This window comes from Sphingobium xanthum (genome assembly GCF_019737615.1).
Taxonomy (GTDB): Bacteria; Pseudomonadota; Alphaproteobacteria; order Sphingomonadales; family Sphingomonadaceae; genus Sphingobium; species Sphingobium xanthum.
In genome coordinates this window covers 54,096-68,672 of record NZ_JAHKKS010000007.1, presented here as the reverse complement: position 1 = coordinate 68,672, position 14,577 = coordinate 54,096, and the positions used below count along the sequence as shown (strand labels likewise).

The 14,577-nt window shown below is 64.1% G+C and carries 11 protein-coding genes and 1 tRNA gene; 6 read left to right on the top strand and 6 right to left on the bottom strand.

The genetic code is table 11. The features are described 5' to 3' along the window. Positions 1-75 precede the first annotated feature (75 nt). The 5 genes from KM135_RS12495 to KM135_RS12475 form a co-directional block, all read right to left on the bottom strand. Positions 76-152: transfer RNA gene (locus KM135_RS12495), tRNA-Arg, on the bottom strand. Between the two features lie 110 nt (positions 153-262). Next, the gene (locus KM135_RS12490; RefSeq protein WP_221714355.1) at positions 263-763 is read right to left on the bottom strand and encodes a hypothetical protein; all 501 of its coding nucleotides are present in this window, start codon (positions 761-763) and stop codon (positions 263-265) included. Beyond that, on the bottom strand, positions 760-3,423 hold the full coding sequence (gene ppdK / locus KM135_RS12485) for a pyruvate, phosphate dikinase (protein ID WP_221714354.1): 2,664 nt from the start codon (positions 3,421-3,423) through the stop codon (positions 760-762). The genes KM135_RS12490 and ppdK overlap by 4 nt, the downstream gene beginning before the upstream one ends. A 99-nt stretch (positions 3,424-3,522) precedes the next feature. Further along, complete coding sequence (gene glyS, locus KM135_RS12480) at positions 3,523-5,841, bottom strand: glycine--tRNA ligase subunit beta (protein WP_221714353.1); 2,319 nt, start codon at positions 5,839-5,841, stop codon at positions 3,523-3,525. Beyond that, a complete protein-coding gene (locus tag KM135_RS12475) occupies positions 5,838-6,731 on the bottom strand; it encodes a glycine--tRNA ligase subunit alpha (protein WP_221714352.1) in 894 nt (297 codons plus the stop codon). The genes glyS and KM135_RS12475 overlap by 4 nt, the downstream gene beginning before the upstream one ends. A 258-nt stretch (positions 6,732-6,989) precedes the next feature. Here KM135_RS12475 and KM135_RS12470 point away from each other — a divergent pair, with 258 nt between their 5' ends. From KM135_RS12470 to KM135_RS12445, 6 genes are all read left to right on the top strand, one after another. Then, positions 6,990-7,820, top strand: a complete 831-nt coding sequence (locus tag KM135_RS12470; protein ID WP_343228187.1) for a TraB/GumN family protein — start codon at positions 6,990-6,992, stop codon at positions 7,818-7,820. Positions 7,821-7,824: 4 nt separating this feature from the next. Next, the gene (locus tag KM135_RS12465) at positions 7,825-8,748 is read left to right on the top strand and encodes a TraB/GumN family protein (RefSeq protein WP_221714350.1); all 924 of its coding nucleotides are present in this window, start codon (positions 7,825-7,827) and stop codon (positions 8,746-8,748) included. A 125-nt stretch (positions 8,749-8,873) separates the two neighbouring features. Then, a complete protein-coding gene (locus KM135_RS12460; protein ID WP_221714349.1) occupies positions 8,874-9,677 on the top strand; it encodes a PAS domain S-box protein in 804 nt (267 codons plus the stop codon). Positions 9,678-9,821: 144 nt separating this feature from the next. Then, positions 9,822-10,442 (top strand): 50S ribosomal protein L25/general stress protein Ctc, encoded by a 621-nt coding sequence (locus KM135_RS12455; RefSeq protein ID WP_221714348.1) that lies wholly within the window; start codon positions 9,822-9,824, stop codon positions 10,440-10,442. Positions 10,443-10,534: 92 nt separating this feature from the next. Continuing rightward, the gene (gene pth / locus KM135_RS12450; protein ID WP_221714347.1) at positions 10,535-11,104 is read left to right on the top strand and encodes an aminoacyl-tRNA hydrolase; all 570 of its coding nucleotides are present in this window, start codon (positions 10,535-10,537) and stop codon (positions 11,102-11,104) included. Between the two features lie 520 nt (positions 11,105-11,624). After that, positions 11,625-13,325: a hypothetical protein gene (locus KM135_RS12445; protein WP_221714346.1), complete on the top strand. Its 1,701-nt coding sequence runs from the start codon at positions 11,625-11,627 to the stop codon at positions 13,323-13,325. 590 nt (positions 13,326-13,915) lie between these two features. Here KM135_RS12445 and KM135_RS12440 read toward each other — a convergent pair. Further along, positions 13,916-14,482 (bottom strand): septal ring lytic transglycosylase RlpA family protein, encoded by a 567-nt coding sequence (locus KM135_RS12440; RefSeq protein WP_221714345.1) that lies wholly within the window; start codon positions 14,480-14,482, stop codon positions 13,916-13,918. Positions 14,483-14,577 lie beyond the last annotated feature (95 nt).

Sequence of the window (14,577 nt, the reverse complement as noted above, 5' to 3'; positions counted from 1 at the left end):
CGCTTTAACGAGAGCAAGTGTGCCAATATGCAGGTTGGCACACCCCTCGAAACCCGCGGAAAACTGCGGAAGAAATGGCGCACCCGGAACGATTCGAACGTCCGACCCTCAGATTCGTAGTCTGATGCTCTATCCAGCTGAGCTACGGGTGCTTGAGCCAATTTCAGGCCGCCGGGGCGGCTTAGGAGAGGCGCAGATAGTCCCGGGGGCACGGCATGGCAACCCCTTTTTTGGCCTCATCGCGACGCGCGCCGAACTTGGGTCAGTGCGATGCCGGAACCGCCAGCGGAAGCGCCTCCGTGTAGCTTTCCACCACTTCGGCCAGTGGCGTGCCGTCGCCGGAGAGCACGACCGCACGATGGCGCAGGACCAAGCCCTCTTCGAGAGCGATGGCCCGCGACAGCGTGCGGCGGGTCGGCGAGAGCGGCCTGACGACGACACCGAAAGGCGTATCGCCCGACAGCAGCGTCGTGTTCATATCGCCCGTCAGCCGGTCCGGCCGATACCAGTTCTCGGCGCGCGAATAGACGACATCGCCGCATTTGAGCCGGACGAGCCGATAGACGAGCTTCGTCCCATCGCCCGCGCCCAGATCCGCACGCACGTCCGCATCGGCAGGCTTGTCGGCCGTGCGATCGACCTCGGCACGGATCGGCACGGCGCAGCGCTTCTGCAGCACCACCGTCGCGCTGTTCGCGGCCAGAAGTTCTGCATCCAGTTCCACCACGCCGCCGCTTTGCAGCAGCGCGGCGAGCAGGATCATTTCTTCGCCAGCGCTGCCTGCGCCGCCGCCAGACGGGCGATCGGCACGCGATAGGGCGATGCGCTCACATAATCGAGGCCGGTCTGCTCGCAGAACGCGATGCTCGCCGGATCGCCGCCATGCTCGCCGCAAATGCCGAGCTTGATGCCCGGCCGCGTCGCCCTGCCCCGCTCCGCCGCAATCTCGATGAGCTGGCCGACGCCCTCGACGTCCAGGCTCACGAAGGGATCGCGCGCGAAAATGCCCTTGTCGACATATTGCGTGAGGAAGCGGCCCGCATCGTCGCGGCTGATGCCGATCGTCGTCTGCGTGAGATCATTGGTGCCGAACGAGAAGAACTCGCCGATCTCTGCAATCTCGCCGGCCTTGAGCGCCGCGCGCGGCAGCTCGATCATCGTCCCGACCAGATAGTCGACGCTCGCGCCGCGCTCGGCGAAGACGGTCTTGGCCGCCTTGTCGACCACGTCCTTCATCAGCTCCAGCTCGCGCTTGGTCGCGACGAGCGGGATCATGACCTCGGGGATCGGGGCCTCGCCGCTTGCCTTGGCGACGTCCAGCGCCGCCTCGAAGATGGCGCGCGCCTGCATCTCGTAGATCTCGGGATAGGTGACGCCGAGACGGCAGCCGCGATGGCCGAGCATCGGGTTGAACTCGTGCAACTCCGCCGCGCGGCGCTTGAGCAGATCGACGCTGACGCCAGCCGCCGCCGCCACATCGGCAAACTCATGATCCTCGTGCGGCAGGAACTCATGCAGCGGCGGATCGAGCAGGCGGATCGTAACCGGAAGGCCCGCCATCTCGGTGAAGATCGCCGTGAAGTCCGCGCGCTGCTCGGGCAGCAGCTTGGCCAGCGCCTCGCGCCGACCGGCCTCGCTGTCCGCCAGGATCATCTGGCGCACCGCCGTGATGCGCGCCGCGTCGAAGAACATATGCTCGGTGCGGCACAGGCCCACACCCTCGGCACCGAACTCGCGCGCCGTCTTGCAGTCGAGCGGCGTTTCGGCATTGGCGCGGACCTTGAGGCGACGGACTTCGTCGGCCCACTCCATGAGCGTGCCGAAATCGCCGGCCAGTTCCGGCTGCACGGTCGGCACTTCGCCGGCCATGACTTCGCCGCTCGCGCCGTCGATCGTGATGATGTCGCCTTCCTTGAGCAGGCGCTCGCCGATGCGCATCAGCTTGTTGGGCGCATCGATCGAGATGCTGCCCGCGCCGGAGACGCACGGACGCCCCATGCCACGGGCGACGACCGCTGCGTGCGAGGTCATGCCGCCGCGTGCGGTCAGGATGCCCTTGGCCGCGTGCATGCCGTGAATATCCTCGGGGCTGGTCTCGATGCGGACCAGGATGACCGCCTCACCCAGCTCGTTCAGGCGCTCGGCATTCTCGGCGTCGAACACGATCTGTCCCGAGGCCGCGCCGGGCGAGGCCGGCAAGCCCTTGGTCAGCACGTCACGCGGCGCCGCCGGATCGAGCGTCGGGTGGAGCAGCTGGTCGAGCGCCGCGGCGTCGACACGCGCCACGGCCTCGGAGCGCGTGATCAGCCCCTCTTCGGCCATGTCGACCGCGATCTTCAGCGCTGCCTTCGCCGTGCGTTTGCCCGAGCGCGTCTGGAGCATCCAGAGCTTGCCCTGCTGCACGGTGAACTCGATGTCCTGCATGTCGCGATAATGCGTCTCCAGAATGTTGAAGACGTTCGCGAGCTCCGTGTAGGTCTCGGGCAGCGCCTCTTCCATCGAGAGCGGCTTGGCCCCGGCCCGCTCGCGCGCGCTGGTGGTCAGATATTGCGGCGTGCGAATGCCCGCGACGACGTCCTCGCCCTGCGCATTGATGAGATACTCGCCATAATAAGCATTCTCGCCGGTCGCCGGATCGCGCGTGAAAGCGACGCCCGTCGCCGAGGTGTCGCCCATATTGCCGAACACCATCGCCTGCACGTTGACGGCCGTGCCCCATTCGCCGGGAATGCCGTTGAGGCGGCGATAGACCTTGGCACGCTCGGACTGCCAGGAGCCGAACACTGCGCCGATCGCGCCCCAGAGCTGCTCATGGACGTCCTGCGGGAAGGGCTTGCCCCACTGCTTCTCGACGAGGGACTTGTACTCGGCGACCAGCGCCTGCCAGTCCTCGGCGGTCAGCTCGGTGTCGAGGAACGCGCCCTTGTCTTCCTTGGCGATTTCCAGCGCTTCCTCGAACTTGGCGTGATCGAGCTCGAGCACGACGTCCGAATACATCTGGATGAAGCGGCGATAGCTGTCCCACGCAAAGCGCGCATCGCCCGATGCCGCCGCGAGACCCTGCACGGTCTCGTCATTGAGGCCGAGGTTCAGCACCGTGTCCATCATGCCTGGCATGGAAACGCGGGCGCCAGAGCGGACCGAGACCAGCAACGGATCGGCCTTGTCGCCGAACTGCTTGCCGGTGATCGCCTCGATATGGGCGATGCCGTTGGCGACTTCGACCTTCACGCTCTCCGGATAGGTCTCGCCATCCGCATAATAGCGCGTACACATCTCGGTCGTGATCGTGAAACCGGGAGGCACCGGCAGGCCGATCGCCGCCATGCCGTCCAGATTGGCGCCCTTTCCGCCCAGCAGGTTCTTGTCGCCCTTGCCGCCGTCATCAACGCCGCCACCGAAACGATAGACATATTTGCTCATCAGACGTTCCACCCAGCCTTTCGACACGTCGATTTAGCGTATCCAGACGACCGAAAATGTCGCCCCGGTTAGAGGACACGCACGCTTGCTATGAGAACCCTACCCCTGGATCTCGGAAAAATCCGCGACTTTGTGCATCGCAGCACGAATTCTGGTCAACAGGTTTAACCGCGATTCCCGCTTCACTTCATCGCTATCATTAACCGTCACACCATCGAAGAAGGCATCGATCGGCGCCCGCAAGGTCGCCAGCGCCGCCATCGCGCCTTCGAAATCCTCGGCCTCGATGGCCGCTACGGCACGCGGCTCGGCCTGATCCAGCGCGGCGATGAGTGCGGCTTCGGCAGGCTCGAGGGTGTAGCTCAGCGGCAGCGCCTCATGCACCCGCATCGCCTCGGCAACCGCCGGATCAGTGAGCGCCGCACCCGTGTCTTCCTCGCCCGCATCGCTCTCCAGCTTCACGGTGTCGGGCCGCTCCTTCTTGAGGATATTGACCGCACGCTTGTAACCGGCGAGCAGGTTGGTGCCGTCGTCGGTGGTGATGAAAGTTTGGAGCGCCTTCACACAGGCTAGCAGGCGGACAAGATCGTCCTCGCCGCCGAGGGCGAAGACCGCATCAATCAGGTCGTGGCGAACGCCGGCCTCGCGCTGCTGGACTTTGAGGCGGTCAGCGAAGAACTCGATCGTCGCGTTCGACAAACGAGCATACGCCCAAACAGCATCGACTTCGGAAGCGCCCGTTTCTTGTTTCGAGGTTCCAACGAAAAATTTGATAATCCTGCTCAGGGACAAACGTATTTGATTTTCGGTCAGCAGGGACAAAGTGCCCAAAGCAGCCCGTCGAAGAGCGAACGGATCGCGCGAACCGGTTGGCATCTCGCCAATTGCAAAGAAGCTGAGCAATGTATCGAGCTTGTCGGCCAGCGACACCGCCACCGTCACGGGCGCTGTCGGAACGTCATCCCCCTGCCCGACCGGCTTGTAGTGATCGCGAATGGCATCGGCGACCGCATCCGGCAGACCCTCGGCCCGCGCATAATAGCCGCCCATCAAGCCCTGAAGCTCGGGGAACTCACCGACCATCTCGGTGACGAGATCGGCCTTGGCGAGGCGCGCGGCCAGCTCGGCGAGATCGGCCAAATCCTCCCCGGCACGGGGAGGGGGAGGGGGACCATCCGCAGGATGGTGGAGGGGGTTGGCTGGCGCGACAACCGCCGGATCGGAAGCGCTTCGACGCGCGCCCCCTCCACCGTCCGCTGCCGCGGCCGGTCCCCCTCCCCGTTCCGGGGAGGATTTTACGATGCCCTCTTCCACCAGCCAGCGCGCAAGCTTCGCGACACGCTCGACCTTATCGGTCACCTTGCCCAGCTTCTCGTGGAACGTGATCCGCTCCAGCTTCTTCGCGTGATCCTCGAGCTTCGTCTTCTTGTCCTGCTCCCAGAAGAAGCGGGCATCGGAGAGGCGGGCGGCCAGCACCTTGCCATTGCCCTCGACGATGGCCTTGCCGCCGTCGATAGCCTCGATATTCGCCGTGCAGATGAAGGCGTTGGCGAGCGCGCCGGTCTTGTCGCGCAGAACGAAATATTTCTGGTTTATCCGCAGCGTAAGCTGGATAACTTCAGGCGGCACCTCAAGAAACGCCGGATCAAACCGACCCAACAAGGGCACCGGCCATTCGGTCAGCCCGGCATTCTCCGCGACCAGCCCGGCGTCGGGGATCAGCGCCAGCCCGGCATCGGCCGCGAGCGCATTGGCCCGCTCCTCGATAAGCCGCTTGCGCTCTTCCTGATCGACGATGACATGCGCCGAGCGAAGCTGATCGGCATAGCTCGCCGCGCTCTGGATCGCGATCCGCCCTTCGAAATGGAAGCGGTGCCCCGCCGTGATGCGGTCGGCATCGATGCCCTCGATCGCGAACGGCACGACATCCTCGCCCAGCAGCGCCACGATGCCCTGCAACGGACGCACCCAGCGCAGGCTCTCGGTCGAAAGGCTGGCTTCGCCCCAGCGCATCGACTTGGGCCAGGGGAAAGCGCGCACGATCGCCGGAATGGCATCGGCCAGCACCTGCGCAGTCGCACGGCCCGGCTTCTCGACCACGGCGAACCATACGCCGTCACGATCCTCAAGCTGATCCTTGGTCAGGCCCGTCTTGCGCAGGAAGCCCTCGAGCGCCTGCTCCGGCGCGGAGGTGCGCGGGCCTTTGAACTCCTCGCTCACGGCTTCGGTCGCCAGCGGCAGACCGTGCGCGATCAGCGCAAGCCGCCTTGGCGTCACATAGCTGGTGAGCTTCTCCGCCTGGACGCCGGCCTCGGCGAGCTTCTCCGTGAACAGCCGCGCGAGATCCTCGCTGGCCTTGGCCTGCATGCGCGCCGGGATTTCCTCACAGCGCAGTTCGAGAAGGAAATCGGCGCTCATTCCGCCCACCCGTTATGCTTCATCCAGGCTTCGCAGCTGCCCTTCGCCATGTCGCGCACGCGGCCGATGTAGCTCGCGCGCTCCTGCACGCTGATGACGCCCCGCGCCTGGAGCAGGTTGAACACATGGCTGGCCTCGATCGCCTGCTCATAGGCGGCGAGCGGCACGTTCGCGGCGATGCTGGCCTGGCACTCGGCCTCGCAATCCTTGAACCAGCGGAACAGCTTCTCGGTGTCGGCCACCTCGAAGTTCCACTTGGACATCTGCTGCTCGTTGGCGAGGAACACGTCGCCATAGGTCACCGCCGGGCGATTGCCGACCGCCTCGTTGAAGACGAGATCATACACGCTGTCGACGCCCTGAATATACATGGCGAGGCGCTCGAGCCCGTAAGTCAGCTCGCCCGCGACCGGCTTGCAGTCGAAGCCGCCCATCTGCTGGAAATAGGTGAACTGCGTCACTTCCATGCCGTCGCACCAGACTTCCCAGCCCAGCCCCCAGGCGCCCAAGGTCGGACTTTCCCAGTCATCCTCGACGAAGCGGATGTCGTGCAGCAGCGGATCGATGCCGATCGCCGCCAGCGAGCCGAGATACAGTTCCTGCAGATCCGGCGGGCTCGGCTTCATGATCACCTGATACTGGTAATAGTGCTGGAGCCGGTTGGGATTCTCGCCATAGCGGCCGTCCGTCGGGCGGCGCGAAGGCTGGACATAGGCGCAATTCCACGGATCGGGCCCGAGGCTGCGCAAGGTCGTGGCGGGATGGAAGGTGCCGGCGCCCACGCGCATGTCGAACGGCTGCAGGATCACGCAACCCTGCGCGGCCCAATAGTCATGCAATGTTAGGATCAATTGCTGAAAACTCAGCGGCGCCGATGCTGTACTCTGCATGCCCCAACCATTTCGCGTCTAAGCATTTCCGCCGGAAAGTCCGGCCTGCGAACCGGCGCGCTTTGGCGCATGGGGGATGCGGGGTCAAGCGAAGCTGCGGTCAGCGAAGTTAAGCCGAGGTCAAGACTTGCGTCGCCAGAGCAGTTCCGCGATGCACGCCCGTCAGAGAGTAGGGACAATATGCGCTGGAAATCACTGATCCTGGGTTGCGCCCTCGCCTTTGTGCCCGCGTTCGCCGCGTCCGCGAAAGAGCCGGAGGTGGCCGCTCAGCACATAGTGCATGCGCATCCGGCATTGTGGATCGCGAAGGATCACGACACCACCATCTATCTGTTCGGCACCGTCCATCTCCTCAAACCGGAAATTCAGTGGTTCGAAGGGAATGTCCGCAAGGCCTTCGACAAGTCGCAGGACGTCGTGCTGGAAGTCGCCGAGGAGGAGACTGGCACGCAGGGCAAGCTCATGCAGCGCGCGCTCGACATTGACGGCCCGACGATCACGAGCCGCCTGCCCGAGGCATCCCGCGCCAGATATCTGGCCGCGCTCGAATCCCATGGCCTCGCGCCGATCCTGTTCGAGCGGGTGAAGCCCTGGTTCGCGGCGATCACCCTCTCCGTCCTGCCGCTGCGCAATCACGGCTATGACCCGGCCAGCGGCGCCGATCACAGGATCAAGCTCATGGCCAAGGAAGCCGGCAAGACTCTGATCGGCCTCGAAACATCGGACCAGCAGATCGGCTTCTTCGAGAGCCTGCCCGACCCGCTGCAGATCCAGATGCTCGACGAGACGCTCAACGAGCTGCCTCAGCTGGGCGACACGATCGGCAACATGATCGCCGCCTGGTCGGCCGGCGAGCCCGAAAAGCTCGCCGCGCTGATGAACGACACGCTCGAGGTCAATCCCGAGCTCGAGCAGCGGCTGCTCACCGATCGCAATGCCCGCTGGGCCGACTGGATCACGGCACGCATGGAGAAGCCGGGCACGGTGTTCATGGCCGTCGGCGCCGGGCATCTCGCCGGTGCGTCGAGCGTTCAGGCGCTGCTGGCCCAGCGCGGCATCGACACGACACTCGTCAAGCGCATCGAGTGACCCGATGAGCGGCCCTGCGCGCCGGGCACGACCGCTCGCGCTTCTCCTCGCGCTCGTCCTGCTGGCGCTGATGGGCTGGCTCGGCTGGCAGATCGGCCGGATGATGGCGCCGCCGGAGAGCACGGCGCGCCCGCCGCTCTGGCGGATCAGCAAGGGTGACCGGCAAGCCTATCTGTTCGGGACGATCCACGCCGTACCACGCGGCGAGACATGGCTGTCACCGCAGATCGAGGCAGCCATGACCCGGAGTGACCGCCTCCTCCTCGAAGTGACTGGCCTCGACACCGAACGACGAACGCGCGGCACGTTCGAGCAGCTCGGACGCTCGCCCGGCCTGCCGCCCGTCGAAACGCGCCTCTCCGCGAGCGACGCGGCACATTATCGTAAGCTCAAGGGCCGCGACGCCTCCCTCCACGGCCTCGACCGCTATGAAAGCTGGGCGGTCGCCCTGCTGCTCAATGCCGCCGCTTCCTCCAATCTCGAGCTCTCGCCCGCCGATGCCGGGGAAGCCGTCTTCGCCGATCGCTTCGCCAGGACACGCAAGCCGATCCGGGGGCTGGAGACGATCCAGCACCAGCTCGGGCTGTTCGACAGGCTGCCGGAGCGCGACCAGCGCCTGCTTCTGACGCAGGCTGTCCGCGAGGCGGATGAGGCGCCGCGCCTTTACGCCCAGCTCCACGAGGCCTGGGCGCGGGGCGACCTGGCGACGCTCGAGCGCCAGTTCCTCGCCCCCCTCGCCGCCACGCCGGGTCTGCGCCGCGTCCTGATCGACGATCGCAACCGCCGCTGGGTCGACGTCATCGATGCCGATCTCAAGCGCCATGGCGGCACTTTGTTCGTCGCCGTCGGCGCCGGGCACCTGATCGGCAAAGGCAGTTTGCAGGATCGCCTCGCCACGCGCGGCTGGCTCGTCGAGCGTACCCAGTAAACACTTCAAACCAAATGGTTTCCGGCGCATCCGGAACGGCTGGGTTAACAGATTAATCAGTTTGCAATCGCAACGCGACTCGCTCATGATGCCCCAGTGTGGGACAGTCGAGGGGGCGAGCATACATGGCCCAGTTCGAGTCTGACGATAGCCGTAACGACGGCCCGTTCATCACCGGCAGCAATGCATTGCTGGCAGCTATTGTCCAATCCGCCAGCGATCCGATCGTCGGCATGGACCTGCACGGCACGGTCCTGAGCTGGAACGCCGCCGCGACGCGCTTCTTCGGCTACAGAGCCAGCGACATGATCGGCCGCCCGATCAGCCGCATCATCCCCTATGATCGGCGCCGCGAGCAGGAAGCGATGCTTGCCCACGTCCGAGAGGGCAATCAGATCGGCAGCATCGATACGATGCACATGACCGCGACCGGCCACGAAATCGCGGTCAACGTCACCGCTTCGCCTGTGCTCGATGCATCCGGCGGCATCATCGCCGCCTCGCTCATCGTGCGTGAGCGTTACAGCGCCCGGCCGGACAAGCCCAGTGCCTGGGCGCATACGCTCACCGCGCCCGGCGAGCCGCGTAATATCCTGGTTGTCGAGGATGAAGCGCTGATCGGCCTCGGCCTTGCCGCCATGCTGGAAAACGCAGGCTTCGACGTGATCGGCCCGGCCAACAACGTGAAAATGGCCTCGGCGCTCCTGGATCGTCACGAGGTGGCGCTTGCCATTCTCGATATCAATCTCGGCCGCGGCGAGACGTCCGCCCCGCTGGCCGAACGTCTCAAGAATGACGGCGTGCCGTTCTTCGTCACATCGGGCTATTTGACCGACAGTCATCCGGCTATCTTCGGCGAGGCACCGAGCTTCCCCAAGCCGGTCCGAGCCCGCTCACTGGTCGCGGCCGTGCAGGAAGTCCTGGGCTAAGCCAATTCCTCCTCAATCTCGCTTGGGGAGAAGCAGGCAAGTCTTGCATTTCCACGGATTTGCCGCTAAGCGCGCCGCCTTCCGTCATGGTCATCCCTGGAGGCGTGGCGGATATGAACACAATCAAGCTTCTGGAGACACGCTATGAGCGATACGCTTACGCTGTCGGCTGAGGCACGCGATCGGGCTGGCAAGGGAGCCTCCCGCGCTCTCCGCCGTGAGGGCCGCGTACCTGCCGTCATTTATGGTAACAATGAAGAGCCGCAGACCGTCCATGTCGAGGAAAAGCTCCTCGCCAAGCTGCTGGGCACCGGCCACTTCTTCAACTCGGTCATCATGGTCGAAGTCGGCGGCAAGTCCGTCCGCACGCTCGCCAAGGATGTCGCGTTCCACCCCGTCACCGAGCGCCCGCTCCACGCCGATTTCCTGCGCGTGTCCGAGCATGCCAAGGTGCATGTGAATGTGCCCGTCCACTTCAAGAACGAGGAAGCCTCGCCGGGCCTGAAGCGCGGCGGCGTGCTCAACATCGTTCGTCACGAGCTGGACCTGATCTGCGACGCGGCCGAGATTCCCGACGAGATCGCCATCGACCTCTCCGGCCTCGAAGTCGGCGAGACGATCCACATGAGCAACATCAAGCTGCCCAAGGGTGTCGAGTCCGGCATTCACGAAGCTGATGCCACCATCGCGACGATCGTGGCGCCGTCGGCGCTCAAGTCGAGCGAAGGCGACACGACCAAGGGTGAGGAAGACGGCGCGGAGTAATCCGGCTTTTCCTGCTATGGACTATCGGCCCGGGGCGTTTTCATGGACGCTCCGGGCCGCTTCGTTTTGAAACTTACTAGGAGGACTAGCGCGTGCAACTCTGGGTCGGCCTCGGCAATCCCGGCACGCAATATGCGCTCCATCGCCACAATGTCGGCTTCATGGCGCTCGATGTTATTGCCGGGGATCATGGCTTCTCGCCCTGGCAGAAGAAGTTCCAGGGCCTGCTGAGCGAAGGCCGCATCGGCCCCGAGAAGATCCTGCTCCTCAAGCCCCAGACCTTCATGAACGACAGCGGCCGCTCGATCCGCGCCGCCGCCGATTTCTACAAGCTCGGCGTCGAGGACGTAACGACCTTCCATGACGAGCTCGATCTCGCGCCGATGAAGGTCAAGGTGAAACGCGGCGGCGGCACGGCCGGGCATAACGGCCTGCGCTCGACCGAGGCGCATATGGGCAATGCCTTCCGTCGCATCCGCATCGGCATCGGCCATCCCGGCCACAAGGACCGTGTGACCGGCCATGTGCTGGGCAATTATGCCAAGAGCGAGCTTGATCCGCTGGCCGATTTGCTGGGCGCTCTTTCGCGGGAAGCGGAATGGCTCGCCAGGGGCGACGACGTCCGCTTCATGAACGAAGTCGCGCTACGCCTCACGGAATAGCCAGCGTAAGCAAATTTGGGTGGCCGCTATTTGCGGTTCACGTGCCAAAAGCTGCCTGTCCGGACACGACGACATAGTCGCCCTTCGGAGCAGAGCGCCGTTTTCCTGAAACCGGTCGGCCATTCACCTCCGGGGCAAAGGCGGTTTAGAGAGCTTTTGGGACAAACCCGTCGTTCCCAGGGCGCCACTTGAAGGGCGGCTTCCAGCGAGAGCAGACGCTCCAGCCTGCACGGGTGCTACGTTGATCGACTGACGCTGGCCGTTTGCAGACTGTCTGGTCTTAGCTGGCTGTCGAACCAAGCAAACGTTGGATTCTTGGAGTTCGACCGCCTCTGAAGCTAAGAAGCGAATGGATTTTAGAAAGCCTGCAGACTGCGATGGTTCATGTGGATGAACAAAAGAACTGTCCCCTTGGCTAAGTTCGTTCGACGGCTGAGCACATTTGCCGCTCGAGAGAGGCTCTTCCGAAACTAGAAACAATCGCTAGTTTCGGACTGTATCCATTGACCCGGGGGGTGTCGTGGCTAACTTCGCGCTGACTGCTACCGTCTTCCTTTTCTCTCTCATTGGCTTTCTTGCCATCGCCGTCATCGTCTCATTCGACGTTGCAGGCCTGACGATCGCCAAGTCCTCCGCCATCAGGGGAAGGCAGGAAATGGTCCGCTGGTCACTGCTCAACGGCGCCTGGCACGCGGGACTGCTCGGCGTTTACGCCCTTCTCATCTCGGGCTTGCTCGAAGGCCTCGCCGGCTATTTCGCCTTCCTGAAAATCTTGGGAGGATGGCTCAAAGAGGCGTTCGCGATCTACGCGTTCCCGGAGGTCATGGCCGAAGTCGCCGGCTTCCTGCAGGATCACACGGCTGTAGCTGCCGGGGTGCTTGGCCTCGCAATCATCTGGTGGACCTACAGCACCAAGATCGTCGACACGCCCGGCGACGCCGACCCCGACGGCCTGCCACTGCTCGCGCGCACCGTGTACAGGATCGCTATGACCGTCGCGCGCTTCGCGACCTTCAACAAAGTTTCGGAGGCCGATCTCCAGGCGTTCTTCCGGGCGAATGCAGAGGCCGCGCTCGTGGCGGTCGACATGCTCGCGCTCGCGCTGCTGGCAAAGAACCTGGGCCTGATGCCGTCGCTCATAAGTATCTCCGGCTTCGCAGTGATCGTGTTCGTGGTCGTGGCCGCGATCTGCTTCGGCGTGTGCTCGTGGTGTCACCGGATGGGCTACACGAACCGGAACCGTGTCACTGTCAGCAGTCACAACGGGAAGACGTGGATCGATGCCGCCGGGATCGACACGAACTGGTGCATGATCTCACTCAGGCTACTCGAGCCCTGGCTAATATTCTACTTCTCGCTCGAGCTCATCTCCTACTTGCTATTTGGCAAGCAGGTACACTCGATCGGGTTCCTCTTCGGGGCATCGCTCATGCTCTATCCGCTAGTCCGTCGGCACGGGCTGGGTGCGATCGTAGCAGCCACCGTGGCTACAAGGATGGCCTACGAGGGGAAGGAAGACCAGCCGGCAGGCTCCATCGCGAACACGACGATTAGGTGGCGGGATATCTGGCAGATGCTCCGAGCACTAGGGCTGGCATTCGCATTTTCCATGGTAGTCTTCCTCGCCCTGTGCGTCATCTGGATGTTCTACCGGATGGTATACGACGACCCGTCGCTCGACTCTCTGGTCGCCCTCGTGCTGAACTTGACCGGCCTCCTGTCTCTGCCGGCAATCATTTTCTCCGACGGCTGGCGGCGCAGGGTCGGTATTCTCTTCGACTGGGTCGACGACAATCGACAGGCCTTCCAGTTCACGATCTTGGCAGTCTTCATCGCCGCGCTGGCACCGGTATTCCAGGAAGTCTCAGTGATCGGGGCGCAGCGCAGCTTCGCCGCGTTGGCCTCGGCCTGCAAATTCTACGGGCTGGGGGTCAACGAGAACCATGCTCACGCCGCGCAAGTAGTCATGTTCCTGCTCTGGCTCTTGCTTTGGGCCACCCTTCTGCCACGGTTTGCTGACCGCGCGCCGGTCCCAGCCGGCGAGGCGGGCCAGCGTCCTCCACGATGGGCCGACATTGCGGAGCGCGGCGACTGGGCACACATCATGAAACCGCTCGCTTTCATGATGCTGAGCCTCGTGTTCGTCATGATGGGCAACCAACAGGTCTTCGCGATCTATGACAGCTACGAGGCGGCTCGCCCTGGGCACTGCGTCGGGTAAGCATTGCCAGCAGGGGAACGAGAGGCAGCGTTGTGAAGCGGGATCGAGCCGCCTCACTTCTGCGCAGTGACCGCAATCGCCACTGCCTCTGCTAATGACGGTTTTCGGCGAAAGCAGCCGTTGCGGCGCGGGACGTGGAACGGCTCGAGTTGGTCGAAAGATGCCACCATGGCTTCGAGACAATAATGACGGCTTCACAATGTGCTGCCCGAAAGCGGACGGGCAGCTGACCACCCAAACTTCCTTCATTCGGCGGGCGGGAACGGCCTCGCCAAATGCGGACATGTAGTTCGTTTGCAATTTGCCCACGCCGCTTGGGACCGCGTCGGCGCTTGCACGGCCGCCAATATGGGGGCCGCCAATTCCGGTGAATGACGACCCCCGGGAGCGCAAGCCAGGTGGGGTGCTCCGCTCCCGGCGCTCGTCATCGGGGCCAATGCCCAATCAAATCTGACCAATGGCCGTAAACCATTTGTTAACTATGCTGTGGCACCTTCATGGATGAAGGAAACACTCTCCCTTGTCCTTCCCAACTGGCCCGCCGACTCCCACCGCGCGGGCCACTTTTTTTGGGCCGAACATTGCCCCGGTCAGCGTCCCGCGCCCAGGCGCGCGCGTAGTTCTCCCAGCGTCGCGGCCGATACCGGCACTCGTGGTTCGGCCTCCTTGCCTGCGCGCAGCCGCGCCTTCTCCTGCTCACTCGGGCTCACGCGCCGCACCCGCACAGCCGCCACGCCCGACCGACGTATGCCGAGCTGTTCGGCCGCCGCGCGCGACAGATCGATGATCCGCCCGGCCACGAATGGCCCGCGATCATTGATCCGCACGAGGATCGTCCGGCCCGTATCGAGCGACGTCACCTCGACATAGCTCGGCAGCGGCAGGGTCGTGTGGGCAGCGGCAATCGCGCCATCGCGAAACCGCTCGCCATTGGCCGTCATGTGGCCGGATTCGTCGCCATACCAGCTCGCATAGCCGACCCGATCGTAGCGGGCCTCGTCAGCGGGCACATAGGTCACGCCGCGAGCCTGATAGGGCTTGCCGATCCGCACCGGCGTGTCGCTGACGGGGCGATATCTGGTCGATGCGCAGCCGGCGAGCAGCGGCAGCAGGATCAGACCGAAGCTGGCGACCGGACGAGCGAGGGACCACGTCATCCGGGGGATTCTATCCCACCACCCGCTGCGCGCAAGGTTCCGAAGCGCCGGACATCAATCCCGCCCTCCTTAGTCACGCCAATGTCGCACAATCT

Bases quoted from the DNA above. Each gene is read 5' to 3' on its own strand.
- ppdK (WP_221714354.1), bottom strand. From the start codon at position 3,423: ATGAGCAAATATGTCTATCGTTTCGGTGGCGGCGTTGATGACGGCGGC.
- KM135_RS12455 (WP_221714348.1), top strand. From the start codon at position 9,822: ATGAGCGATACGCTTACGCTGTCGGCTGAGGCACGCGATCGGGCTGGC.
- KM135_RS12475 (WP_221714352.1), bottom strand. From the start codon at position 6,731: ATGCAGAGTACAGCATCGGCGCCGCTGAGTTTTCAGCAATTGATCCTA.
- KM135_RS12465 (WP_221714350.1), top strand. From the start codon at position 7,825: ATGAGCGGCCCTGCGCGCCGGGCACGACCGCTCGCGCTTCTCCTCGCG.
- KM135_RS12490 (WP_221714355.1), bottom strand. From the start codon at position 763: ATGATCCTGCTCGCCGCGCTGCTGCAAAGCGGCGGCGTGGTGGAACTG.
- KM135_RS12440 (WP_221714345.1), bottom strand. From the start codon at position 14,482: ATGACGTGGTCCCTCGCTCGTCCGGTCGCCAGCTTCGGTCTGATCCTG.
- glyS (WP_221714353.1), bottom strand. From the start codon at position 5,841: ATGAGCGCCGATTTCCTTCTCGAACTGCGCTGTGAGGAAATCCCGGCG.
- KM135_RS12460 (WP_221714349.1), top strand. From the start codon at position 8,874: ATGGCCCAGTTCGAGTCTGACGATAGCCGTAACGACGGCCCGTTCATC.